We start from the raw sequence: 24,439 nt of genomic DNA, 5'->3' as shown, positions 1-24,439 counted from the left end.
TTGTACTTATTCTGTGCGAAAATAGGTGTTTGTGTACTTATTTGTCAATGCTACAGTTTTTTCAACAGGATGGTTGCCCGCCGCAAGAAACGGGACAATCATAGGGGCAAGAAATATCCGGCAGAGAGGAATGGCTGACCGGATTGAGGAGGAAACCGAACCGATTGGGCGCAGACATCTCTGCGTCATGGCTTTGGGTCATTTTCAGCCGAGACGATCAAGTCCGCGACGGTCCATCATGCGATGATCCTGTGAGCGGCATTTCTTTGGGAGGAGAACAGAATGAAATTATTGGCAATTGCAACCGCTGCCCTGATGGCTGCAACCGTTATGCCCGCTGCGAGTGCAGGCATTTCGGACGGCAAAGTCAAGATCGGCATCCTGAACGATCAATCCGGTGTCTATGCGGATTTCGGCGGAAAGTGGTCGTTCGAAGCGGCGAAGATGGCCGCCGAAGACTTTGGCGGCAAGGTTCTCGACGCGCCGATCGAGGTCATCACCGCCGACCATCAGAACAAGCCGGACATTGCCTCCAATATCGCCCGCCAGTGGTATGACACGGAGCAGGTCGATGCGATCATGGAATTGACCACCTCGTCCGTCGCGCTCGCCGTGCAGGGCATCTCCAAGGAAAAGAAGAAGATCGATCTTGTGACCGGTGCGGCCACGGCCGAACTGACCGGCAAGCAGTGCTCGCCCTATGGTTTCCATTGGGCCTATGACACCCACGCTCTCGCCGTCGGCACCGGCGGTGCGCTCGTCAAGCAGGGCGGCGATACCTGGTTCTTCCTCACCGCCGATTATGCCTTCGGCTACTCCCTGGAAGAGCAGACGACCAAATATGTGACGTCGAAGGGCGGTAAAGTGGTCGGCTCCGTGCGTCATCCGCTGGCAACAGCCGACTATTCCTCGTTCCTGCTGCAGGCGCAGTCATCCGGTGCCAAGGTGATCGGTCTGGCCAATGCCGGTCTCGACACCGCCAATGCCATCAAGCAGGCCGCTGAATTTGGCATCGTATCGGGCGGCCAGCGTCTGGCAGCCCTGCTCTTCACTCTGGCGGAAGTGCACGGCCTCGGCCTTGAAGCAGCCCAGGGCCTCACCCTGACGGAAAGCTTCTACTGGGATCGCGACGACCAGTCCCGCGAGTTCGGCCGCAAATTCTTCAAGCGCACCGGCCGTATGCCGAACATGATCCAGGCCGCGACCTATTCCGGGGTCATGCAATATCTGAAAGCTATTCAGAAGGCAGGCACCGATGACACGGAAAAAGTTGCCGCTGCCATGCATGAAATGCCTGTCGATGACGTCTTCGGGCGCGGCGCCAAGGTCGGTGCCAATGGCCGCCTGATCAGCGATGTCTATCTGATGGAAGTCAAGAAACCATCGGAAAGCAAGGAGCCATGGGACTATTACAAGGTTCTGGCCACGGTTCCAGGCGCTGAGGCCTATATAAAGCCAGCCGAAAGCGGCTGCGATCTGGCCAAGTAGTCCGGATGACAGCTTCGTTGAGCAGTACGGCATTCGGGGGAGGTCATGCCTCTCCCGGCAGCGCCGGCAACGCCGGATCCCGGGTGGTTCTCTCCGCCCGCGGCCTGCGCCGGGATTTTGGCGGTTTCATCGCCGTCAACAATGTGGATCTGGATATCCATCATGCGAAGGTCCACGCACTGATCGGCCCCAACGGCGCCGGAAAAACCACGGTTTTCAATCTCCTGACCAAGTTTCTGCAGCCGTCGAGCGGCACGATCACCCTGCTCGATCAGGACATCACCAGAACCGACCCGGCGAAAGTCGCCCGTATGGGGCTGGTTCGCTCGTTCCAGATTTCTGCGGTTTTCCCGCATCTGACCGTTCTCGACAATGTGCGCGTGGCCCTGCAACGCCCGGCCGGACTGTCGACGCAGTTCTGGCTGCCGACCAGCGCGCTCAACCGGCTGAATGATCGGGCCATGGAACTGATTACAGCCGTCGGATTGCACGACGCCCACAACAAACTGGCCGCTGACCTCTCCTATGGCCGCAAGCGCGTGCTGGAGATCGCAACGACGCTGGCGCTCGATCCCAAGGTCCTGCTTCTGGATGAACCCATGGCGGGCATGGGCCACGAGGACGTGCACATCGTTGCCGAGATCATTCGCGAGGTGGCCCGCGACAGGGCAATCCTGATGGTCGAACACAATCTGAAGGTCGTTGCCGATCTTTGCGATCAGGTCACCGTCCTGCAGCGCGGCGAAATTCTCATCTCCGGCGACTACCAGACGGTCAGCCAGGATGAACGGGTGCGCGTGGCCTATATGGGGACCGAACATGAGTGATGCCAAACCCCTCCTCGCCGTCCGCGATCTCCATGCCTGGTATGGCGAAGGCCACGCGCTGCATGGCGTCAATCTCGATATTCATGAGGGCGAAACCGTCACCCTGCTTGGCCGCAACGGCGTCGGCAAGACCACGACCCTGCGTTCGATCATGGGCATTATCCGCAAGCGCACCGGCAGCATCGCCTTTGACGGCAGGGATATGATGCGCGTGCCCCTGCACCGCACGGCCCATGCCGGCATCGGTTTCGTGCCGGAAGAGCGCGGTATCTTCGCGACACTCTCCGTCGATGAAAATCTCAACCTGCCGCCCATCGTTGCCAAGGGCGGCATGTCGATACCGGAGATTTATGATCTTTTTCCCAATCTGAAAGAGCGGCGCAACAGTCCCGGAACCAAACTTTCCGGCGGCGAGCAACAGATGCTGGCCATTGCCCGCATCCTGCGCACGGGGGTCAAACTGCTGCTGCTTGACGAGCCGACCGAAGGACTTGCCCCGGTCATCGTGCAGCGCATCGGCGAAGTGCTGGTGACGCTGAAGCAGCGCGGCATGACCATTCTGCTGGTCGAGCAGAATTTCCGTTTCGCCAGCAAGGTCGCGGATCGCTTCTATGTGGTGGATCACGGCAAGATCATCGACAATTTCCATGTCCGGGAACTGCCGGAACGCATGTCCATGCTCAACGAAGCGCTGGGAGTCTGACCCATGACCATGATCTTCGGCGTTCCCCTGCAGGCCTTCCTCGGACAATTGCTGATCGGCCTCATCAACGGTTCCTTCTACGCCATGCTCAGCCTTGGCCTCGCGATCATCTTCGGCCTGCTGCGCGTGATCAATTTCGCCCATGGCGCGCAGTATATGCTGGGCGCCTTTGTCGGTTATCTGCTGCTTGCCCAGCTCGGCATCGGCTATTGGCCCGCCTTGATCCTTGCACCCGTCATCGTCGGCGTCGCCGGTGCGATCGTCGAACGCGTCGCACTGTCGCGTCTCTATAATCTCGATCATCTCTATGGCCTGCTTTTCACCTTCGGGCTCGCGCTGGTGATCGAAGGGACCTTCCGCTATTACTACGGTGCGGCGGGACAACCCTATGCGGTGCCCGCCGCTCTCACCGGCAGCTATAATCTCGGCTTCATGGTCCTGCCGAAATACCGTGCCTGGGTGGTGCTGGCATCCCTTGCCATCTGTCTTGCCACCTGGCTTCTGATCGAGAAAACCCGGTTGGGGTCCTATCTGCGCGCGGCGACGGAAAATCCGACGCTTGTTAGGGCCTTCGGCATCAACGTGCCGATATTGCTGACCTTTACCTATGGCCTCGGCGCCGCGCTTGCCGGGCTTGCGGGCATCATGGCGGCACCGATCTATCAGGTGAGCCCGCTCATGGGCACCAACCTGATCATTGTCGTGTTCGCCGTGGTGGTTGTCGGCGGCATGGGTTCCATTCTCGGCGCCATCGTCACCGGTTACATGCTCGGTATTTTCGAGGGCCTGACCAAGGTGTTTTACCCCGAGGCTTCCAATATCGTGATCTTCGTCATCATGGCGATCGTTCTGCTTGTCCGTCCGGCAGGCCTGTTCGGAAAGGAGGTCTGACATGACCGATACGACAGTTTCCCCAGGCCAGAAAAACAGGTTTCTCAATCTTGAAATGCTGCTGATCCTCGTCGGCGTCGCGGCGCTCATTCTCGCGCCCTTCCATTTCTACCCGGTCTTCCTGATGAAAGTCCTGTGTTTCGGGCTGTTCGCCTGCGCCTTCAATCTGCTTCTCGGCTATACCGGCATACTCTCGTTCGGCCATGCGGCATTCTTTGGTGGAGCCGCCTATTTTACCGCCCATTCCGTCAAGGAATGGGGCTTTCCGCCGGAGCTCGGCATCCTGCTCGGCGTCTTCGGCGCAACGATACTCGGACTGATCATCGGTTTCTTTGCCATCCGGCGTCAGGGTATCTATTCGACGATGATCACCCTCGCCCTGTCGCAGATGTTCTTCTTCTTCTGCCTGCAGGCATCCTTCACCAAGGGCGAAGACGGCATTCAGGGTGTGCCGCGCGGCAAGCTCCTCGGCTTTATCGATCTGAACGATCCGCTCAACATGTATTTCTTCGTGCTGGCCGTGTTCCTCATCGGTGTCTTCATCATCTGGCGCATCATCAATTCGCCCTTCGGCATGATCCTCAAATCCGTCCGGGAAAATGAAAACCGCGCCATTTCGCTCGGTTATTCCGTTGCCCGCTACAAGCTTGCGGCCTTCGTCATGTCGGCAGCGCTCACCGGCCTTGCCGGCGGCTTGAAGGCGATTGTCTTTCAGTTTGCAACGCTGACCGACGTCAGCTGGCAGATGTCCGGCGAGGTCGTGCTCATGACCCTGCTTGGCGGCATCGGCACACTGGTCGGCCCGATCGTCGGGGCCGGATTCATCACGGCGCTGGAAAATTATCTCGCCACGTCGGAATTCCCGGTCACGGTGATCACCGGCATCATTTTCATGGTCTGCGTCCTCGTCTTCCGCCGCGGCATTATCGGCGAGCTCTACGCCTCGCGGTTCGGCAAGAAACTCGAGAGCAGCTCCGGGCACTGACATGACAGCCAGCTATGACTACATCATCGTCGGGGCAGGCACGGCAGGCTGTACATTGGCCAACAGGCTGTCGGAAGATCGGAACGTGTCCGTCCTCCTGCTTGAGGCCGGCGGCAAGGACAATTACCCCTGGATTCACATTCCGGTGGGCTATCTCTACTGCATCTCCAATCCGCGGACGGACTGGTGCTTTTCGACCGAGGCTGAACCTGGCCTCAACGGCCGCATCCTCAACTACCCGCGCGGCAAGGTGCTTGGCGGCTGCTCGTCGATCAACGGCATGATTTATATGCGCGGGCAGGCGCGTGATTACGATCTGTGGCGGCAGGATGGCTGTGCCGGATGGGGCTGGGATGACGTCCTGCCCTATTTCCGCAAGTCGGAAGATTACTATCTCGGCAGCGATGAATTTCACGGATCGGGCGGCGAATGGCGCGTGGAAGAGGCGCGCCTGCACTGGGATATTCTCGATGCGTTCAGGGATGCTGCCGAAGCGGCGGGGATCCCGCGCACCGACGATTTCAATCGCGGCGACAATGAAGGCAGTTCCTATTTCAAGGTCAACCAGAAACGCGGCATCCGCTGGAACACGGCAAAGGCGTTTCTTCGCCCGGCAATGAAGCGTGCGAACCTGACAGTCGAAACCGGAGCCCATGTCCGCAAGCTCGTTATCGACAATCTGACAGCCGGGGGCGTGGAGATCGAACAGGCGGGAACCATCCGCACGATCCACTGCCGCCGCGAGGTGATCCTTGCAGCGGGTTCCGTCGGCTCGCCGCAGATTCTTGAATTGTCCGGCATTGGCCGCGGCGATGTCATGCAGAACGCCGGAATCGCTCCGGTTCTTGAACGGCGCTCGGTCGGTGAAAACCTGCAGGATCATCTGCAACTGCGCTGCGCCTATAAGGTGACGGGCATTGCGACACTCAATGAAAAGGCCAACCGCCTTTTGGGCAAGGCATCGATTGCCCTGGAATACCTCATCAACCAGTCCGGCCCGATGTCGATGGCCCCAAGCCAGCTGGGGGTCTTCACCCGCTCCGACCCGTCTTTTGCGACGGCGAACCTGCAATATCACGTGCAGCCGCTATCCCTGGAAAAGTTCGGCGAGAACGTCCATTCCTTCCCCGCCTTTACCGCCAGCGTCTGCAATCTGCGGCCGGAAAGCCGTGGTTCCGTTCACATCAAATCACCGGATTACCGGGCCCATCCGGCCATCCGGCCGAATTACCTGACGACGGACAGCGACCGCCGTGTCGCGGCGGATTCAATCCGCATCACCCGCAACATCGTGGCGCAAAAGCCGCTGCAGCGCTACAGGCCGGAAGAATTCAAGCCGGGGCCGCGCTATCAGAGCGAGGCGGAGCTGATCGAGGCGGCAGGCGCCATCGGTACGACGATCTTTCATCCCGTCGGCACCTGCCGCATGGGCGCCGATCAGCAATCCGTGGTCGATCCCCAGCTGCGCGTGCGGGGTATAAAGGGATTGCGCATCGCTGATGCATCCGTCATGCCGACCATCACGTCGGGCAATACCAACGCGCCGACGATCATGATTGCGGAAAAAGCGGCGGAAATGATCGCCCGCGCCTGATCACCGGATGGTAATAGGAACACTCATGGAAGCACGCGAACCAATATAGTCGTCTGGTGCGGAGGGAGCAGGTGACGCTTTGCGCACTGTTTCAAGTGCATATCTGTCAACCTCTGGATTACCGGAACTGCCCGTTATGCTGGACGATACAATGTTGCCGTCTCGGGTTAAGGTGAACGTTATACGCACATTACCTGCTCCCCGGTTGCGCGCGCCTGCACGTCGGGCGTAGCGTGCCAGATAGGAATTAACTTTTTCACTCCACGTCTGTGCAGCACGCGCAGCGCTTGCCCGAGACACGCTTGGCTGCTGCCTGGCTTCCACAACGGTATCGCTTTTCACGTCCGTGACCTGTGTCTTCACCGGCTTGCGCACGACCTTCTTGGGAATATCCTTTTTGGGCACATCCGGCTTTTTCTGCTCGGGACGCACAATGGGCAACGGCACTTCCGCCTTCGGCAGCTCAACCGTTTTTTCCGGCTGCGGCTCCTCCGGGACCACCTGCTCTTCCGGCACTGGCTGTTCGACGGGCTGCGGCTCAGGTTCGGGTTCGACCGGCTTTTCCGGCGGCATGTCAGGCGCCTTGGCTTCCTGCTGGACAGGCTCCGGTGTGATCTTCTCCGGCTCGACCGGCGGCAGCTCGGCAACGGCTTCCGGGATCACGGGAGCCGGCAGCGGCTCCATATCGATCATCACAGCGGCGGCAATATCTCCCGCCTCCGCTTCCGGCTGATACCTGTATCCGTACCATCCCGCACCGGCATGCAAGCCGGCCATCATAATGCCGGCGGCGGACCACAGGCCTATTTCGCGCCAGTTAAGCTGAAACCGTCCCGCCCCGCGTGCTGTCGGCTCGCCTGACATCACTGCGCACTTCCAGCGGGCACCGACGGGGCACTTTCGAGCCCGACGAGGGCGATCTTGAGATAGCCATTGTCACGCAACGTGTTCATCAAATCCATCAGCGCGCCATAGTCCACGGCCCGGTCGGCACGCAGGAACACGCGCGTTTCCTTGTCGCCCTGCGTCTTCTGATCAAGGAAGGCGCCCAGAGTTTCCTTCGTCACCGTGTCATTGACGATCGCAATGGTATGATCGTCCTTCAGCGTGAGATAGAGGGGCTGGTCGGGCCGGGTGGCTGGCGCCGCCGTCGACGCCGGCAGGTCGACATTGATATCGACGGTGGCGAGCGGTGCCGCCACCATGAAAATAATCAGCAGAACCAGCATGACGTCGATGAACGGCGTCACGTTGATTTCGTGGTTTTCCTGCAATTCGTCATCGGAAACGTTGTGCCTGATACCGCCGGCCATGATCTCTACCTTTACTCCGCCGCAGCGGCACGGGACTGATGCACCGGCGGCACCAGCGCAAAATCCACGTCGCGGCTGACAAGCCGTTCAACACTCGCCGAGGCGTCGGCCAGCAACTGGCGATAGCCGGTGATGGATCGGGCAAACACGTTGTAGATGACGACTGCGGGGATCGCGGCGACAAGACCGATGGCGGTCGCAAGCAAGGCTTCGGCGATGCCCGGCGCGACAATGGCAAGATTGGTCGTCTGCGATTCCGAAATGCCGATGAAGGAATTCATGATGCCCCATACCGTGCCGAAGAGACCGACGAAGGGCGCCGTTGAGCCGATGGTCGCGAGCACGCCCGTGCCCCGGCTCATGCGGCGGCCGGCCTGCGCCTCGATGCGCGACAGGCGGGAGGAAACGCGCTCCTTCAAGCCGTCAGCACCCGCATAACTCTGCGCTTCCTGCGACAGGCGCACTTCCTCGCGTGCGGCATTGACCAGTTGGGCCCCCGGTCCGCCGCGGCCCTCCAGTGCCTTTTCGGCATCGCGCAGGGTGCGCGCACTGCCGATGGCGTTCAGCGCGCGATGGGCGCGAACCCTCGCCCCCGCCAGTTCCAGCGTCTTGGCCAGCCAGACAGTCCACGTCACGAGCGACGCGAAGGCCAGTCCGATCATCACCCCCTTCACCACCCAGTCCGCCGCCATGAACATGCCCCAGGGAGACAAATTGTGCGGGAGGGTTGCCTTGGTGACGGCGGCCGGTGCGGACGGCGCCGGAGCGGCCTGGAGAACAGGCGCAGGCGCCGCTTGAGGTGCCGGGGCGGCTTCAACCGGGCTTTGCTGGATGGTCTGAGGCTGCGCCGCCTGCGGCGCGCCTTCTTGCGCCATCACTGGAGAAGCCAGCAACAACAGGACCGGAAGGACGACCGTCCCTGCCCTGATACGCCCTGAAACATTCCGCTTCACTGGAAATCCGCCTGTGCTTTTGCGCATGACTCTTATCTTTCGCTTCTTCCGCCGTCTCAGCCATCGGGCCGGAAAACTCTGTCAGCTCTCAGCGGGTCCGATGCGTGGCGTTTGATCTGGTGGAGCGGCTGTAATATTGTTGAGTATAATAATCAACAATTAACTTCTGCAACCCCAAGTTTTAAGGCAAGGGCATTTGGGGCATTTTGCGCGTCTCAATCGTCCCGCCTGGCGCTGTCGCCGTCAAAACCGCGCCGCCAGTAGGCCACAACAAGATGCTTGGAGCGCTCATGTTTTCGCTCCTTGCGCAGATGCGCCCGGATTTGCTTGAAATCGGCGAACTCACAGCCGGCCCAGACAAAGGTGTCGGGGGAAATGATGGAGGAGTCGAGGCCTTCAACGATCCCGGCAAGCCTGCCGGTCGTCCCGGCGGGTGCGCCACCGCGATACACCCAGCGAACATCGACTGTTGCTGCGGATTGCAGGGGTTGCCTGTCAGCGGGGCTGTCGATCTCAAGAACGACGGTCACCTCGGCCTCCGTAGGCAGCGTTTCCAGAATCCGGCCGATTGCAGGCAAGGCCGTTTCGTCGCCGACAAGGAGATATCGCCGCGCGTCTTCCACGCCGCCGCCGCCGGGGCCTGTCATTCCGACAATGCCGCCCGGTTTGGCATTCAATGCCCAAGTCGATCCCGGCGTATCGTTGCCGGGATGAACGACCATGTCGATGTCGACTTCGCCACGCTCAATGTCGATGGTACGGATAGTATAGACGCGGGCGATCAGCGCATCGTCCCCCTCCGGCCAGACCGGACGGCCATCGCGCCCCATGGTCGGCCAAACCGGCTTTCGGCCTTCCGGCGCGAACAGCAGCCGGATATGCAGGCCGCCAATCGCAAACCGGGCAAGATTGGCACCGCGCAAGCGGATGCGCCGCATATGGGGCGTGAGATCGCGGGCGCTCACCACCCGCATTTCGCGGAAGTAAGGCAGTTCGGCACTGGCCAGACCATCGCCCACCCATGACAGTTGCAGCTTTTCATCGCCCGCGAAGCCCAGAAGACTATCGGCCAGCACCATGCGGACGTAGGCCAGCGATGTTTCATCATCGGCCTCGACATCGAGAGACAGGATATCGCCGGCAATCGTCAGATGCGCCTTGCCATAGGGCGTCTCAATGCGCCCCTCCGCATCATCACGTTCGACGCGTGCATGCTCGGAAAAGACGTTGCAGAGCTTGTCCAGCATGTCCTGCGGCGCCTGAAGTTTAACCGTGGCGGAGCTGCTCAGAACGGTCGGCATGGCAGACATGGGTATTCTCCTGGCATTGCGCTTCCGCCGTCTATCCATTGCGGATGACCATGCGGGGCCGCCGGGACCATATTAAAATATGAATAATTGAGTCAAGTATTAAAGCAAAAATTTCCGCCTGCATGAAGGCAAGCCTGCCAGCCCCCTTCAGGAATCGTCAGACGATACCCCAGGCGCGGTAGCGGCCCCGCCCGGTCATCTCCCGCACACCCAATTCGGCAATGAGATTGAGCGCGCCCCGCGGCGTCACTTTCAGCTCCTTGGCAATCAGCGCCGTTGAAACCATCGGCCGTGACAGAATGAGATCGATCATGCCGGGCAGGCTGGATGTCGAGCGGCGGTCCTTCAGCTTGCGTTCCATCTGGACGCGGGCGAGGCTCAACCGGTCGATCTCTTTCAGACTGGCAATGGCCGATGATTGCGCGGCTTCCAGAAAGGCCGTGAGCCGCGTGTTGCGGTCACGGGCGCGGCGGCGATCGCGCGGTATCGCGCGCAACCCCGCATTGAAGACCGCCAGATGCGCCCGCGTCTTCATGCGCTCGCGCAACATGGAGGCGACCAGCATCGGGCCAAGCCAGTGCTGGTGCTGCAGTGGCTCGATTTCCTCCCACGCATCCCAGAGCAGAGCCGCGGCCAGCATGGGCGGCAGATCGCGGGTGCGATCCATGACCGCGAACCATTCCTCCATCCTGCCGTCTTCATCCCAGTCCGGATCGTAAATCAGAGAATCTCCATCCGGCGTCAGATGACCGGGAGAGATTGCTTCCGCTCTGGCCGGTGCAGTGTCACGCGTTTCCTTGGGCTGCTTCAGCAGGCGTTCCGAACGGTCGAGCAGCGCATCCAGCCTTGCCAGTTCTTCCTCGAAAGCGCTTTCCGCTTCTGACCCCGGCTCGGAGGCAGCCTCGATGTCGAGCCCGCGCACCGGTTCGCTGATAATCGGCGCGAGAAGCGCATCGCTACCCCAGCGCCCGCGCAGGCTGGCAATGCCCTTCGGGCTCAGTGCCCATTGTGCGGGACTGGAGGCGATCTGACGCCGGGTTCGCAAAATTGCGTGCGCCCGGGTCAATTCATGGGTTGGCGTCCTGATATCCATGCGGGCGTCGTGCAGGACAAGGTCCTCCACATGAACAAGTTCACCCGCCAGCCACAGCGCGTTGCAGGCTTCCATGAAATGCGACCGGGCAATCCAGCCTTCGTTTTCGCGCAACAAGCCGTCTTTGGACTGGCGGCTGCCCAGCGCACCGAAATCGCCCTTGCGCGCCACCCGTTCATCCAGCCGTGCAAGTGCATCTTCCGCGGCGACAACCGGGCGAAGCAGGTCTTTCAGGGAATAGTTCGCAGAATCATAAGCCATTGAAATCATGATAGGGGAATAGTGAAAGTGAAGCTATTGCCCAAGATGGAAAACGGCGTCCATCCATCCGGATATCAAAGAATGCCGAAGCGGAAGGCGCCCTTTTTATCCCCGCTCGACCGGGCGCGGGCGCCGAGAACCAGAGAGGGATGGTCCTCGATCATGACGGCGATGAGCCGCAGCGACGCTGCGGCCTGCAGGGCCAGCGGGCGCGCCGACATCCCGGGAATGTCCGCTGCCATTGACCGGGCGGATGCGACATAGCCTGCGACGGCTCCGGTGTCCTGCGTCTGCAGGCTTATCATTCTCGCCAATTGCGCCAGGTTTTCCGAAACGCGATCGGCAATATCGTGCTCCAGTCGCCCCCATGACAACAGCCGCCGCAACCGGATGATTTCCGCCCCGAGGGTGACCGATGACAGGGCGTCGTCCAGCAGGGTTTCCCCCGCCTCCCGCATGGTCCTGAGAATCGGCATCAACTGGTTGATGCGGTCATAGGCAAGGCTGTTGAATGCGGACGGGCTCGGAACCCGGTCACGCAGACAGAGCCGGACAATATCCGTTCGCAACGCGCCCATCATCCGGTTCACCGTCACCTGCGGCCGCTTCGGCAGAACAACAATGAAGACGAGAAGTCCGATGAGGATGCCGACCAGAACCGACAGTGAGGTTTCCATGAAAACCTGCGGTTCAAACACCATCGCCTCATGCGGCTTGAGGAAGACGATGAAATTGATGGCGAAAGCGGTTGCCGGCCCGACATGGCGCGGATCTGCCATCAGCAGCGCCGCCGGTACGAGGATGGGAACGATGAATAGGGCAAACCAGAACAGACCAGGGAAAGACGGCAGGATCAACTGTCCCAGAACAAAGGCAAACGGAACGGCGTACAACGTGCCCTTGAAAAATCCCCAGCTCGTCTGCAGCGGGTTGGGCATGGACGCGAACAGGCTGCACACCACTGCGACGATAATCGCCGCCGCCGCCGCATCCGCATGCCGGCTTTCCATCCAGTAGGCCGTCATCAGGGCTGTCGCGACAACAGCGCGAACCGCATTCACCAGGGCCGTGCTGTGATCCCGGTAGACCGGCAATGCCGGCGGCTTCCTGCTGCCAGCCATATATTGCGAGCGGCTGCGCAGCGCCGAAAGACCGTTCAACGTCGCCTTGAGCCCGTCGAGAAACTCACCCAGCAGCGTCAAACGGGCCATCATGCCGATGCTGTCATCGCCCCACGGTCTGCCTTTCAGCTCCGCAATTTCGGCTGCGATGATATCCAGCCGGCTGAGCCACGGCTCAACGGCGTCAACCTTGAAGTCACGCGCCATGTCATCCAGCAATACCCCGAGTTTGTCACGCAGGCTGCTCCATGTCCCGTCGGACGAGGCCCGATGCGCGACAAGGATGTTCACAATCGACAGGCATGACATGAGATGCCCCACCGTATGGCGGGAATGGCGGCCATGCGTGACAAGGCTGGGGGCTTCCAGCCGTGCGTGAGCCCGCATGGCGGCCAGCGCCTGCGTGTCCGCTATCAGCTTCCTGTGCGCCACCTTCAGGTGCCCGGCATCGCGCCCAGCAATCGCATCGCTGGTATAGCGCGCCAGATCGGCGATGCAGTTTTCCAGGCCTTCCACCAGCGCCGTTCGCGCAAGCTGCGGTTGAAAAAAACGGCTGGCGACACCGGCACAGACGATGCCGAGCATAATCTCGGTGCAGCGCGCATAGGCAAATTCGGTCAAGAGGTGCGGATGGCCAAACGCCGGGAGTGCGATAATGACGGCGGTATAGCCCGCAAGAGCCGCACCGTAGGATTCCGGGTTCCGCAACATCGAGGCCGCGTAGGTGCACAATGCCACCCAAAGGGCGATCGATGCCACAAACAGCCATCGCATATCACCTGTCGCGGCGGTGATGGCCATCGCCGCCAAAGCCCCGATCAGTGTTCCAGCCAGACGAAACAATCCCTTGCTGATGACCATGCCGGCTATCGGTTGCGACACGATAAAGACAGTCATCATTGCCCATTGCGGCTGCTGCAGGTTCAACGCAAAGGCTGCCGTGAGGGCAAAAAGCGCCGCGACATTCGTTCTCAGCGCAAATACCCAGGCCGTCCGGCCGGGCCATGCGGGATGTTGCATGATGGTGTGGATGGATTGAAACATGGCGTCCGATCTGGCAGCTCCCCGCCCTCAATATATTTCACAGACAGGCGGCACAACGGAAAGACGCTGCATGGCCGTGCGTCTTCTTGCCACCTCGGCTTCATCCCAACTCTTGCCGGGCAACAACGCCTTCAATGGTCCCATTGTGTCACAAACGTGACATCCAACGGGCGCATGATTGCATGGCGACCATCACCCTAACGAGGACCATTTTATGCGTAGATTGCTCAGTCTGCTGACAGCGTTTGCTTTTGTTGGCCTTACCGCCGCCTATGCCGGCGAGGTCAAACCTTTCAGCGATAGTAAGGAAATCGACCTCCTGACCATTTTGCCCCCGCCTCCCGCCAATGATTCGGCACAGACCAAGGCAGAAATCGGCGAAGTTCTTACCTTGCAAGTGACGCGGACACCGGAAATGGTTGCCCGCGCCCAGGCCGATGCCGAGGAAAATGTCTGGCGTTTCGCCGACGTTCTGGGGCCGGATTTCAACAAGGACAAATTGCCGAAGCTTGCTGCTTTTTTCGACCGGGTTGTTGAAACCGAAGGCGCCGTCGTTGATCCGGCAAAGGATGTGTTCAAGCGTCCGCGTCCGCATCAGCTGAACGATCTCGTGAAGCCTGCCGTCAAGCCTTCCAATTCCGGTGCATGGCCCTCCGGTCACACGACCGTTGGCACGCTGATGGGCATTGTTCTGTCCAACATGGTTCCGGAAAAGAAGGCGGAAATCATGGCCCGCGCCTGGGAATACGGCAACAACCGCATCGTTGGCGGCATTCACTACCGTTCGGACGTGGAAATGGGCCGCATTTCCGGCAGCGTCATTGCCGCGACAATTATGAAGCATGACGACTTCAAGGCCGAATACGAGCCTGCGAAGGCAGAGCTGCGCGCTGCCTTGGGTCTCGGCGGCGCCTGATAGCATCTGCGCCGGCCATTTCCCCGACAATGCCCGCCATGCGTGTTCTTCGCGCATGGCGGGTTAACCATCTACGACTTTGGTCGTACGTGCGAGCCTGACCTTCGCCCGATGCACGAACGACGGAACAGGGTTACTTTCCGGTCCAACGCTTCACGAAAGCGTGATAACTGGAAGAGACAGCTATGTTCAGACCAAACCAGACGTGGCTCGCACCGCAGGTTAAACCCGCTGTTCCTGGCCACGCATCCACGACGGCCGCATGATCATGCGTTATCAGATACAGTTGCTTTCCATTGAATATTTTGCCCTTTCGCTTCTGCTTGGCCTTGTGCTGATACCCCTTCTCTCGTCTGATTTCTGGAACGCCTTGCGCGATAAAGTGATGATCCTGTTGAATTTTGCAGGCGGATGGAGAAAAGGGACAACCGCGCGACAGGATGAATCCGCCAATCTGACGGAATCGGCGTCAATGCGCACCCATCCGTCCTATCGATTGCCTGAGGGCCATCGCACAACGCCGAAGCCCCGTTACAAGAGCAAGGGTGGCATTCGCTCCGCCGAGTGGTATGGAACAAGGAACCGGCCAGTGAGACGTCGGCTTAAATAACCGGCGAGGAATGAAAACGTGAGTTTTTTGCATGCTCTTCGTTTGCGTGGTCTGTTCGTCAAACTGGTGCTGATGTTCATGATCGTCGGCTTTGGCGCGCTTTTCCTCGTCAGTATCCTCATGAGCCAGTTTTCCTCCGGCCGCTACGAGAGCAGCATCCGGAACTTCTTCAATGGCCTCGATCAGCAACAACTGACCGCTCTGGCATCGGGCACCGATCCGCGCGACAAGGAAGCCTGCACCGTACTGGCCAGCAAGATATTCTGGAATGTGGTTCGATCCGGCGTCACGCGGGTATCCGATTTCGGCATCATGTTTTCGTTTTTTCACAGCGGCCGGATGCAGGTCCGGATCATTGATGATAACGGCATGGTGTGTGCCACCCAGCCGGACGCGACGCCCCTGCTCGGCAAGGCGCTGAGCGAGGCGGCGCATGACGAACAGCCGAATTTCATTCAAAGGGACAATGACGACTGGGCCATGGTCAAGCGGGTAGCACTGCCGCTGGCCAACAACACCCAGGCATTGATCGGGCTTCATTACTGGTCGCAATGGGAGCTTTACGACGAAGTGCTCGATGCCACCGTTTATGACTATATCCGCACATTCATCCTGATCAATTCGATGGGGGCGAGTGTTGCGGCGTTGTTTGTCTGGCGGCTGTTCCGGCGAATAAAACGGGCGACAAACGCCGCGGACCAATGGGCCGCAGGCGATCTGCGGGCCCGCATCATGGACGGTTCAAGGGATGAATTCGGGCGGCTGATGCAACGCTTCAACAGCATGGCGGATGCAATATCCAAGAGCTTCGATACGCAGAAGGCGCTGGCCATATCGGTGGAACGCAACCGCATCGCGCGCGACCTGCATGATACCGCCAAACAGCGCAGTTTTGTGCTTGGTCTGAAGCTCACCGAACTGGAATATGAGGCGCAGGGGCACGCGCCGCTGCTGCCGACGGTGGAATCGGCCCGGCGCCTGGCCGATCATTTGCAGCAGGACCTGGAGAACGTGGTTTCCGGCTTCAACCTGCCCGCGATTGCCGATTACGGCCTGTATGAAACATTGCTGCGCAGTGTCCGCGATCTGCTGGCGGGATCAGGCGTGCAATGGTCGATCAATTGGCCTGAAAATGCCCGCTCCGCTTTTGACGGCGTCCCGGAAATAGCCCAGGAATTGCTCATGGTCACCCACGAAGCCCTGGCAAACGCCCTGCGCCATGCGCAGTGCCGCAACATTCGCATCGACTGCAAGCCCGGCGCCCGCTGGCACTGGAGCATTACCGATGACGGCCAGGGTTTCGATATCGGCAAGGCTCCCTTTGGCATGGGATTGTCGAACATGCGCTGGCGTGCGAACACATTGCCCGGCGGCATCATAACAATCCAATCGGAAGCAACCGGCACATCCGTCGATGTGTCGTTCAAGCTACCCGTGGCAGGGCAATCATGAGCACAACAATAGTCATTGCCGATGATCATGCCGTGGTACGCGAAGGCATTCGCGGGCTGCTGCGCATCGATCCCGGTTTCACTGTCCTTGCGGAGGCCGAAAACGGCGAGACCGCCATATCGATGGTGCGCGAACACCGCCCCGACGTTCTCCTGCTGGATCTGATGATGCCGGGAATGGGCGATGCTGCGGAAGCCATGATCGGCCTCATCCGCAAGGCGAGCCCCGAAACCCATATCATGATTTTGACATCCAGTGACGACGACCGGCTGGCTTTCAAGGCCATTGAGGCCGGGGCCCATTCGTTCCTGCTGAAATCCATGCGCGGCGAACATTTGATGAATGCGATTCATGCGGCCAGCAAGGGGACGCCGACACTGCACCCCCTCGTGGCGCAGCGCCTTCTCAATTCCATCCGCAACCCGCAGCCGCGCCAGTTCGAGGATCTCACGGCCCGCGAGCTTGAAGTTCTGCGCTGCCTGGCCGAAGGCGGCAGCAATGCGAAGATCGCCGCCGAACTCAACATTACGGAAAAGACAGTGAAAGCCCATCTGGGAAGCATCATGTCAAAGCTGGACCTGACCGACCGCACCCAGGCGGTCGCCCTCGCCTGGCGCGCCGGCCTGATGAAGCAATAGCGCGAACGGAAACCCAGCTCAGGCAGCGCCGGAGGTCCGGTCCGGATTGCGCCGCAAGGTGTTCATTTCCGCTCTTTCCCGCGCCATGTTGCTGACCGCCGCCCGCAGGGTCGGATGCCGCGACATGAAGACGTTGAAATCACGGCGATCAAGCACAAGAAACTCGCAGAAATCGATGGCGACGACATCCGCCGTGCGCCGTCCGCCGCTCAGCAGCGCCATTTCCCCGAAGAATGCTCCGGGCTCAAGCCGCACCGGTTCGCTGTCGAGCTGGACCTCCACCGCGCCCGAAGCAATGAAATACATCCCATCACCGCGATCGCCGATCCGGATGATCCGTTCGCCGGGCGATGCGGATTTGGGTTTGAACAGCAGCAGGAGTTCCTCCTGCGCGTGCTCATCCACTTGCGCAAACAACGGGAAAGTGTCGATCAGCTGCTGCATCTTGAGCTGGTGCTGCCGGTTGCGCTCCTCATTGATCGCCCGGATATCGCCGAGTTCACGCGCCAGCGCTTCCTCCCGCCTTTTGCCGTAGCCGGCAAAAAACACCGGCCACCGGCGATGGATGCTGTTCTCCACCCCCTCGGCGGCCAGAAACACCAGCGGATTGATGGTGATCGAGAGGATTGCCCCGGCCAGGATAATGTCCTGGCCTTCCCGTGGCAGCAGGCCGAGCGTCACACCGAGACCGGCGAGAATGAACGAGAATTCGCCGATCTGCGCCAGGCTGGCCGCGACCGTCAGGCCCATGCCCACAGGGAAACGCAGCAAAAGCACGATGCAGAAGGCAATCAGCGACTTGCCGAAAATAATCAGCGCGAGCGCGCCCAGCACGGCCATGGGTTCGCGCAGCAGGATGGACGGGTCGAACAGCATGCCCACGGAAATGAAAAACAGCACCGAGAATGCATTCTGCAGCGGCAGCGAGTCGGCCGCCGCCCTGTGACTGAGGTTCGATTCACTCATCACGACGCCGGCGAAGAATGCTCCAAGCGCAAAGGACACGCCAAAGATCTCCGTCGCTCCGAACGCGATACCGAGGGCAATGGCAAGAACCGAGAGGGTGAACAACTCCTGCGATCCCGTCCGCGCCACCAGGGTCAGCAGCCACGGCACAACCTTCGGGCCCAGGAAGATCGCCATGACGGCGAAGGCCCCGACCTTGAGCAGGGTGATCGCAATGGTCAGCACCAGCGGCATTCCGCCCGCAGCGGCCTGTCCGGCCGCACCGCCGGCATGCGCACCCAGAATTTCTGCGAGGGCCGGCAGGAGCACCAGCGCCAGCACCATCGCCAGATCTTCCACGATGAGCCAGCCGACGGCAACGCGCCCGTTGGCGGAGTTGACGAGATTGCGCTCTTCCAGCGCCTTCAGGAGCACGACCGTGCTGGCGACCGAAAGGCTCAGGCCCAACACCAGTCCGGCACCGATCCCCCATCCCCACAGCGAGGCCAGGCCGACACCAAGTACGGTCGCCAGCACGATCTGCGCAACCGCACCGGGCACGGCAATACCGCGGACAGCCAGCAATTCGGAGGCGGAGAAATGCAGGCCGACACCGAACATCAGAAGGATGACACCCATCTCGGCAAGCTGCGATGCAAGCGCAGCGTCGGCGATGAAGCCCGGGGTAAAGGGCCCCATCAGAATCCCGGCGACGAGATAACCGACCAGTGGCGGCAGACGCAGACGATCCGCGAGATAGCCGCACACCGCCGCAAAAACAAAACTGACCGCCACAGTGGCAATTAAGGAAACTTCATGATGCACGTCCGCCCTTCGGTTTTTATGAATTCCCGCTCCGTCCAGGCACCGCTGGCCCGGCTCCAACCCATACAAGCTAGATTGCTCCGAACATAGCCCAATTTCGCGCTGGACAAACCAAAGATCGGCGGTTCGGGCAAGCTGGAATCGTCTGGTAACATCCGCGAGGTGTCCGGCCGGGCCGCGGCGAAAGGATGCCTACCGGATCGACCGGGGCGGACGGCCCTGCGCGCCCTTCGGCTTCAGCAGATCTTCAAGACCAATGCGCCGGAACATCTCGGCGCGGACGCGGTCCGCGACGCCGTTGACGATCTCGGCGCCATCCTGCGACGGATCGATATGCGTGCGGAACGGGCGGGTTCCGAACGGCATGCCAATCACATCGACAATCGCCGTGGCGACGGCACCGGCATCCGCGTCGGCTGGCTCCAGCGCAGCGAGGCCTTTCAGGGCCTGTTCCGAAACACCAGCATAGGGCCCTTCATTGTACTCCGCCGCCCGTTCCTTGTCGGCGGGCGAACCGGAATGGGCAAAGTGATTGGTGCCCTTGGTGAAGGCGCCGGGAACGATGATTGCAGTTTCAATACCCCAGCGGGTGAGTTCCGCTGCATAGGATACGGCGAGCGAATCCATTGCCGCCTTGGCAGCGAAATAGGGCGACAGGTATGGCGGCGTGCCGCCGCGGGTGCTGGAGGAGGAAACCCAGACAACCAACCCCTTTTCCTGCCTGCGCAGATGCGGGAGTGCCGCGCGGTTGACCCGCTGCGTCGACAGCACGTTGATGTCATAGAGTTCGGCGAACTGTTCCGGTGTGAATGCCTCAGCGGGACCGAAAGACATATGACCGGCATTGTGCATGACCACATCGAGACGGCCCGCCTCGGCGATGATTTTGGCTATACCGGCTTCCACGGATACGTCGGAAGCAACGTCGAGTTCCACCGAACGCAGATCAACGCCATGTTCAGCGGCGAAGGCGGCTGCCTCGGCGACCTGCGGCGCGTTGCGCCCCTCAGTCGCCCGCATTCCGGCGTAAACCGTATGGCCTGCCTTTGCCAGGGCACGGGCCGTGAGCGCACCAAAACCGCTGGACGCGCCGGTGACGACGATAACTTGCTTGTTCATGATCATAGTCCTTCCTGTTTCGTGATGGTTGTCTGCAGGAGATACAGGTCAGGCGACGCCGCCATTGGCACGCAGGATCTGGCCATTGATCCAGCCGGCATCGGGGCCAGCAAGGAAGGCAACGACGCTGGCGATATCGTCCGGCTGGCCCAACCGCTCGAGCGGCGGCATCTTGGCAAACTGCGCGACAAGCTCGTCGCTCTTGCCGTTCAGGAACAGGTCGGTGGCGATCGGTCCGGGAGCCACGGCATTGACAGTGATGTTGCGGCCGCGCAGTTCCTTGGCAAAGACGCGGGTGAACGCTTCGACGGCAGCCTTGGTGCCGTTGTAAACGGCATAACCTGGCATGTTCAGCGCGAGGGTGGTGCTGGAGAAATTGACGATCCGGCCGCCATCATTCAACCGCCTGGCGGCTTCGCGCAGGGTATTGAACGTTCCCTTGACGTTGATGCCGAAATGGCGGTCAAACTCCGCATCGCTGGTTTCGGCGAGGGGAAGCGTCTTGAGAATACCGGCATTGTTGACGAGCACATCGACACCGCCGAACGCGGCTTCGGCCGCATCGAACATGCGCGCAACCGCCTGCGCATCACTGACGTCGGCCTTGGCGGTCAAAGCCCTGCCGCCGCTCGCTTCGATCCGGCGAGCCAGTTCTTCAGCTGGCGCAGCATCGCCGGAATAATTGATGACGACTGTGAAATCATCCGACGCCAGGCGCCGGGCGATGGCTGCACCGATACCGCGCGATGCGCCAGTGACGATTGCGATCTTCTTTTTGGCTTGTGTCATGGTCTTTCTCCTTCATGTCTGCGCCGCAGCGCTGTTGATGAAGGCACCATGCATCATTTCTTTTTCGGGATAATCATGCGATAACTGGCATCACTATTCGAGATTTGAGAACAATGGACACATTGGATGCCATGCGGGTTTTTGCCCGCGTCGTCGAGCGCCGCAGTTTCACGCTGGCGGCGGAAGATATCGGCTTGCCGCGTTCGACCGTGACCAATGCGGTGCAACAGCTGGAAGCGCGGCTGGGCACCGGCCTGTTGCAACGGACCACCCGGCATGTCAGCCCGACGCTGGATGGCGAGGCCTATTACCAGCGGTGTCTTGCCATTCTGGCTGACATCGAGGACGCCGAAGGTGCGTTTGCCGGGGCAAAACCGAAAGGGCCGCTGCGGGTGGATGTGCATGGAACGCTGGCCCGGCACTTCCTTCTGCCCGGACTGCCGGCATTCCTGCAGACCTATCCCGGGATACAGTTTTATATGAGTGAAGGGGATCGTCTCGTTGATCTCGTGCGTGAGGGTGTCGATTGCGTGCTGCGCGTCGGCGATCTCGCCGACAGCGATATGATCGCCAAGCGCGTGGGCATGCTCGACGAGATCACGCTGGCCTCACCCGGCTACATCGAGCGGTTCGGCATGCCGCAGCATCCGGACAACCTTGCAGGGCATCAGATGGTTGGCTTTCGTTCAACCGCGACAGGCACGATCCTGCCACTCGAGTTCCTCGTGGAAGGCACCATTCGCACCATCACCCTGCCGGCACCTGTCTGGGTCAATGCGGCTGAGAGCTACGTGACGACCGCAAGACTGGGGCTCGGACTGATCCAGATCCCGCGCTATCACGCCGAAGCCGACCTGGCCGCAGGCACGCTTGTCCACGTTCTGCCTGATTTCCCGATCTCACCGACCCCGGTTTCCCTGCTCTATCCGCGCAACCGCCAGCTTTCGCCAAGGGTGCGCGTGTTCATTGACTGGATATCACAGAGGTTTACGCACCTTCCTTGACTTCCGGGTCCTGCCCCTGACCAACCTCATAAACTTCTATGGGAAGTCCATCCGGATCGGCGAAGAAGGCGAATGCGCGCTTGGTATAGGGATCAATCCGCACCGGTTCGGTTGCAACGCCCCGCGCGTGCAGCCAGGCCAGCGTGTCCTCTACGGACGCGACGGCAAAAGCCAGGTGCCGCAGCCCGCAGGCTTCGGGGCGCGACGGACGTGCGGGAGAATGCGGAAAGTGAAACAGTTCGATCTGGGTATCGCCGGATCTCAGATCGCACTTCCATGACTGGCTGTCCGGGCGCCAGTTTTCAGCAATGATCCCGTAGCCGAGCTTCTCGGTATAAAACTGCTTCGAGCGGTCGTAGTCACTGCAAATGACGGCAACGTGATGAAAGCGCGAGAACATTGGTTTCCTATCTGCTGTCCCGGAAAGCGGTGGCAAACCGGCATGCCAGTGCGGATCACCAGGTGTTGAAGCGAACACCCGCCCGGATCTGATGGGTTTTGATGCCATCGTCGCGGATGGTCACATCGCCATTCTGATACAGGTCCTTGCCGCCGATATCCGCATAGCGATAGCCCAGATCCAGCTTGAGGCGCGGGGTTATATCAACCGCAATACCGGCCATGAGCGCCCATTCAAAGCGGTTTGTGCCGCCGGATTTAAGCCGTGCATCGACGGGACCCTGATAGTCGTAATTGACATTGGCAAAGCCGATGCCGCCGCCCACATAGGGTGTAATTCCGTAGTAATTGCCAAGGTCAACATAGGCGTTCGCCATGGCTTCCCACAGATCCGTCGTCGTTTCATAGTAGTTGCTGTCGCGCTGACTGTAACCGACGGTTGCGTCCGCACGCAGGTAGTTATTGAACTGATAGCCCACGCCGATGAAGGGCGAGAAGCCCCGCTTCAACTCATATTCGCTTGGCGTACTGCCGCCGGGATAATCAACATGAGCCTTGACCGTTGACGAAAAATTGTAGGCAACGTCGCCGCGCAGATACCAGCCCGATGCTGTCTCAACCGGCATATACGGCGCCCGTTCCGGAAAAGTCGCCGGACCAAGATCAGCCGCAAGAACATGGCTGCCAAGCAGAGAGAAGAAGGAGGCAGCAGAAAGGAACGTTTTCGTATAACGCATTATCAATCCCCAAGGTGATTAACTCTGGGGACCCCGCCCCTTATCTCTACATTAGGATGAGCCCGTTAAGTTCCGGTTAAGCATGATCAGTAAAAGCAAAGCCCCGTGAAATACCAATCAGGGCGGGCTGGTTCGGTTGCAGCAAGACTTCCCGGATTGCATTGCCTGCGGCAGCGAATAAGCTTTCGCTACGACTCACCGTGACAAAGCGACGGAACGCATGAAACTGTTCTTTGACAGCCGGCAGATGGCCCATCAACCCAAGCAATACATGATCAATGGCAGGATCACCGACCCGCTTGAGAACCCGGCACGCGCCCATACCCTGATCGATGCTCTCGCCGAACTTGGATTGGCGCAGGAAGAGCCGGGCGATGCCGGGCTCGATCCCATCCTTGCCGTGCATGCCGATCACTACGTCGCATTCCTGCAAACCGCCTATGACAGGTTCATGCAACTGCCCAACCACGGGCCGGAGGTTTTGCCCAATGTGAATTCCTATCAGGGCGCCGGCCGGGATTTCGGCGTGCGCGCACGTCCGCGCCCGACAGGCATTCTGGGTCAGGCGGGCTGGTACATCAACGGCCTGTCCTGCGCGATGATGGAGCACACCTACGCGGCTGCCTATGCCTCGGCCCAGACGGCCATTGCCGCTGCCGATGCCGTCCTGAATGGCGCGCGCCAGTCATTCGCCCTTTGCCGCCCGCCCGGCCATCACGCCTATGCGGACCGCGCCGCGGGTTTCTGCTATTTCAACAATGCAGCCATTGTCGCCCAGCATCTGCGCAAGCGCCATGATCGCGTTGCCATCATCGATTTCGACACCCATCACGGCGATGGCACCCAGGCCATTTTCTACACCCGTGACGACGTGTTCTTCGGCTCCACCCACACCGACCCATCCAACTACTATCCGCACTACAGCGGCTATGCCGACGAAACGGGAGCAGGCGCAGGCCAGGGTACCAATCTCAACCTGCCTCTGTCCGAAGGCAGCGGCGATGCCGCATTTATCGACGCCAACCGTCGGCTTGCCGCCGCCGTGGCCGCGCATGGATCGACGGCGCTGGTGATATCGGCGGGTTGGGACGCCCACCACGACGACCCGCTCTCACGCCTGAAGGTGACCACGGACGCCTATGCGGAAATCGGCGCTCTGTGGGGGGCTGTCAATCTGCCTGCGGTTATCGTGCAGGAGGGCGGCTATTCGCTGAGCGCCGTTGCCGAAGCGGCTCCGCGTTTCATGGCCGCTTATCGGGCATCGCGGGACGAGCCGTAAACGAAGACATTTCCGCGTGCTGAGCGGGGACTGAAAAACGTCCGTGCCCCAGCCCCCGGATATCCATACAATTGGGTGTGACCATATAGCGTTCGGCTACCCTGTGTTGTAAACTGAACAGTTGAAAGGTTCGGGGGATTCCT

23 protein-coding genes are annotated in these 24,439 nt (G+C 60.3%); 12 read left to right on the top strand and 11 right to left on the bottom strand.

Annotation, left to right across the window (positions count from 1 at the left end; all coding sequences use genetic code 11):
• Positions 1 to 282: 282 nt before the first annotated feature.
• The 6 genes from J1W56_RS18950 (at position 283) to J1W56_RS18925 (ending at position 6,488) form a co-directional block, all read left to right on the top strand.
• Complete coding sequence (locus J1W56_RS18950) at positions 283 to 1,488, top strand: ABC transporter substrate-binding protein (RefSeq protein ID WP_223614848.1); 1,206 nt, start codon at positions 283 to 285, stop codon at positions 1,486 to 1,488.
• A gap of 83 nt (positions 1,489 to 1,571) precedes the next feature.
• Positions 1,572 to 2,315 carry an ABC transporter ATP-binding protein gene (locus tag J1W56_RS18945; RefSeq protein ID WP_223614942.1) on the top strand — a complete coding sequence of 248 codons (744 nt, stop codon included), beginning with the start codon at positions 1,572 to 1,574 and terminating at the stop codon, positions 2,313 to 2,315.
• Entirely contained in the window at positions 2,308 to 3,018 is a 711-nt protein-coding gene (locus tag J1W56_RS18940; RefSeq protein ID WP_223614847.1) for an ABC transporter ATP-binding protein, read from the top strand. Before J1W56_RS18945 ends, J1W56_RS18940 begins: the two co-directional genes overlap by 8 nt.
• A gap of 3 nt (positions 3,019 to 3,021) precedes the next feature.
• Complete coding sequence (locus J1W56_RS18935) at positions 3,022 to 3,909, top strand: branched-chain amino acid ABC transporter permease (protein WP_223614846.1); 888 nt, start codon at positions 3,022 to 3,024, stop codon at positions 3,907 to 3,909.
• 55 nt (positions 3,910 to 3,964) lie between these two features.
• A complete protein-coding gene (locus tag J1W56_RS18930; protein ID WP_404928457.1) occupies positions 3,965 to 4,894 on the top strand; it encodes a branched-chain amino acid ABC transporter permease in 930 nt (309 codons plus the stop codon).
• A gap of 1 nt (position 4,895) precedes the next feature.
• Positions 4,896 to 6,488 (top strand): GMC family oxidoreductase, encoded by a 1,593-nt coding sequence (locus J1W56_RS18925; RefSeq protein ID WP_223614844.1) that lies wholly within the window; start codon positions 4,896 to 4,898, stop codon positions 6,486 to 6,488.
• Here the strand turns inward: J1W56_RS18925 and J1W56_RS18920 are convergent, their stop codons facing one another.
• The 6 genes from J1W56_RS18920 to J1W56_RS18895 form a co-directional block, all read right to left on the bottom strand.
• Positions 6,489 to 7,181 carry an energy transducer TonB family protein gene (locus J1W56_RS18920; protein WP_223614941.1) on the bottom strand — a complete coding sequence of 231 codons (693 nt, stop codon included), beginning with the start codon at positions 7,179 to 7,181 and terminating at the stop codon, positions 6,489 to 6,491.
• A 170-nt stretch (positions 7,182 to 7,351) separates the two neighbouring features.
• Positions 7,352 to 7,801, bottom strand: coding sequence for a TonB system transport protein ExbD (exbD, locus tag J1W56_RS18915; protein WP_223614843.1), 450 nt, complete (start codon positions 7,799 to 7,801; stop codon positions 7,352 to 7,354).
• 11 nt (positions 7,802 to 7,812) lie between these two features.
• Positions 7,813 to 8,676, bottom strand: coding sequence for a tonB-system energizer ExbB (gene exbB / locus J1W56_RS18910; protein ID WP_404928454.1), 864 nt, complete (start codon positions 8,674 to 8,676; stop codon positions 7,813 to 7,815).
• A gap of 293 nt (positions 8,677 to 8,969) precedes the next feature.
• Complete coding sequence (locus J1W56_RS18905; protein WP_223614841.1) at positions 8,970 to 10,064, bottom strand: siderophore-interacting protein; 1,095 nt, start codon at positions 10,062 to 10,064, stop codon at positions 8,970 to 8,972.
• Between the two features lie 157 nt (positions 10,065 to 10,221).
• Positions 10,222 to 11,418 carry an RHE_PE00001 family protein gene (locus J1W56_RS18900; protein ID WP_223614840.1) on the bottom strand — a complete coding sequence of 399 codons (1,197 nt, stop codon included), beginning with the start codon at positions 11,416 to 11,418 and terminating at the stop codon, positions 10,222 to 10,224.
• Between the two features lie 74 nt (positions 11,419 to 11,492).
• The gene (locus J1W56_RS18895; RefSeq protein WP_223614839.1) at positions 11,493 to 13,583 is read right to left on the bottom strand and encodes an FUSC family protein; all 2,091 of its coding nucleotides are present in this window, start codon (positions 13,581 to 13,583) and stop codon (positions 11,493 to 11,495) included.
• Positions 13,584 to 13,797: 214 nt separating this feature from the next.
• On the opposite strand from J1W56_RS18895, the gene J1W56_RS18890 reads away from it, so the two are divergent.
• From J1W56_RS18890 to J1W56_RS18875, 4 genes are all read left to right on the top strand, one after another.
• On the top strand, positions 13,798 to 14,499 hold the full coding sequence (locus J1W56_RS18890) for an acid phosphatase (protein ID WP_223614838.1): 702 nt from the start codon (positions 13,798 to 13,800) through the stop codon (positions 14,497 to 14,499).
• A gap of 262 nt (positions 14,500 to 14,761) precedes the next feature.
• Positions 14,762 to 15,109, top strand: coding sequence for a hypothetical protein (locus J1W56_RS18885; RefSeq protein ID WP_223614837.1), 348 nt, complete (start codon positions 14,762 to 14,764; stop codon positions 15,107 to 15,109).
• Between the two features lie 18 nt (positions 15,110 to 15,127).
• A complete protein-coding gene (locus tag J1W56_RS18880; RefSeq protein ID WP_223614836.1) occupies positions 15,128 to 16,561 on the top strand; it encodes a sensor histidine kinase in 1,434 nt (477 codons plus the stop codon).
• Positions 16,558 to 17,199, top strand: coding sequence for a response regulator (locus J1W56_RS18875; protein ID WP_223614835.1), 642 nt, complete (start codon positions 16,558 to 16,560; stop codon positions 17,197 to 17,199). Before J1W56_RS18880 ends, J1W56_RS18875 begins: the two co-directional genes overlap by 4 nt.
• 18 nt (positions 17,200 to 17,217) lie before the next feature.
• Here J1W56_RS18875 and J1W56_RS18870 read toward each other — a convergent pair whose 3' ends face one another.
• The 3 genes from J1W56_RS18870 to J1W56_RS18860 all read right to left on the bottom strand — a co-directional run bounded on the left by J1W56_RS18870 (position 17,218) and on the right by J1W56_RS18860 (position 20,877).
• Positions 17,218 to 18,969, bottom strand: a complete 1,752-nt coding sequence (locus J1W56_RS18870) for a cation:proton antiporter domain-containing protein (protein ID WP_223614834.1) — start codon at positions 18,967 to 18,969, stop codon at positions 17,218 to 17,220.
• A gap of 192 nt (positions 18,970 to 19,161) precedes the next feature.
• A complete protein-coding gene (locus J1W56_RS18865) occupies positions 19,162 to 20,088 on the bottom strand; it encodes an SDR family oxidoreductase (protein WP_223614833.1) in 927 nt (308 codons plus the stop codon).
• Between the two features lie 48 nt (positions 20,089 to 20,136).
• Positions 20,137 to 20,877 carry an SDR family oxidoreductase gene (locus J1W56_RS18860; protein ID WP_223614832.1) on the bottom strand — a complete coding sequence of 247 codons (741 nt, stop codon included), beginning with the start codon at positions 20,875 to 20,877 and terminating at the stop codon, positions 20,137 to 20,139.
• A 113-nt stretch (positions 20,878 to 20,990) separates the two neighbouring features.
• Here J1W56_RS18860 and J1W56_RS18855 point away from each other — a divergent pair, with 113 nt between their 5' ends.
• Positions 20,991 to 21,881, top strand: a complete 891-nt coding sequence (locus J1W56_RS18855) for a LysR family transcriptional regulator (RefSeq protein WP_223614831.1) — start codon at positions 20,991 to 20,993, stop codon at positions 21,879 to 21,881.
• Here J1W56_RS18855 and gloA2 read toward each other — a convergent pair.
• Both gloA2 and J1W56_RS18845 read right to left on the bottom strand, forming a co-directional pair.
• Positions 21,865 to 22,281 (bottom strand): SMU1112c/YaeR family gloxylase I-like metalloprotein, encoded by a 417-nt coding sequence (gene gloA2, locus J1W56_RS18850; RefSeq protein ID WP_223614830.1) that lies wholly within the window; start codon positions 22,279 to 22,281, stop codon positions 21,865 to 21,867. The genes J1W56_RS18855 and gloA2 overlap by 17 nt on opposite strands.
• Before the next feature lie 55 nt (positions 22,282 to 22,336).
• Positions 22,337 to 23,017: an outer membrane protein gene (locus tag J1W56_RS18845; protein ID WP_223614829.1), complete on the bottom strand. Its 681-nt coding sequence runs from the start codon at positions 23,015 to 23,017 to the stop codon at positions 22,337 to 22,339.
• Positions 23,018 to 23,237: 220 nt separating this feature from the next.
• Here J1W56_RS18845 and J1W56_RS18840 point away from each other — a divergent pair, with 220 nt between their 5' ends.
• The gene (locus J1W56_RS18840; RefSeq protein WP_223614828.1) at positions 23,238 to 24,296 is read left to right on the top strand and encodes a histone deacetylase family protein; all 1,059 of its coding nucleotides are present in this window, start codon (positions 23,238 to 23,240) and stop codon (positions 24,294 to 24,296) included.
• Positions 24,297 to 24,439: the final 143 nt, after the last annotated feature.

It is taken from the genome of Phyllobacterium calauticae, assembly GCF_019991125.1.
Classification (GTDB): Bacteria; Pseudomonadota; Alphaproteobacteria; order Rhizobiales; family Rhizobiaceae; genus Phyllobacterium; species Phyllobacterium calauticae.
Note: the sequence above shows the minus strand (reverse complement) of the source record. Positions and strands in the feature narration are given on the sequence as shown.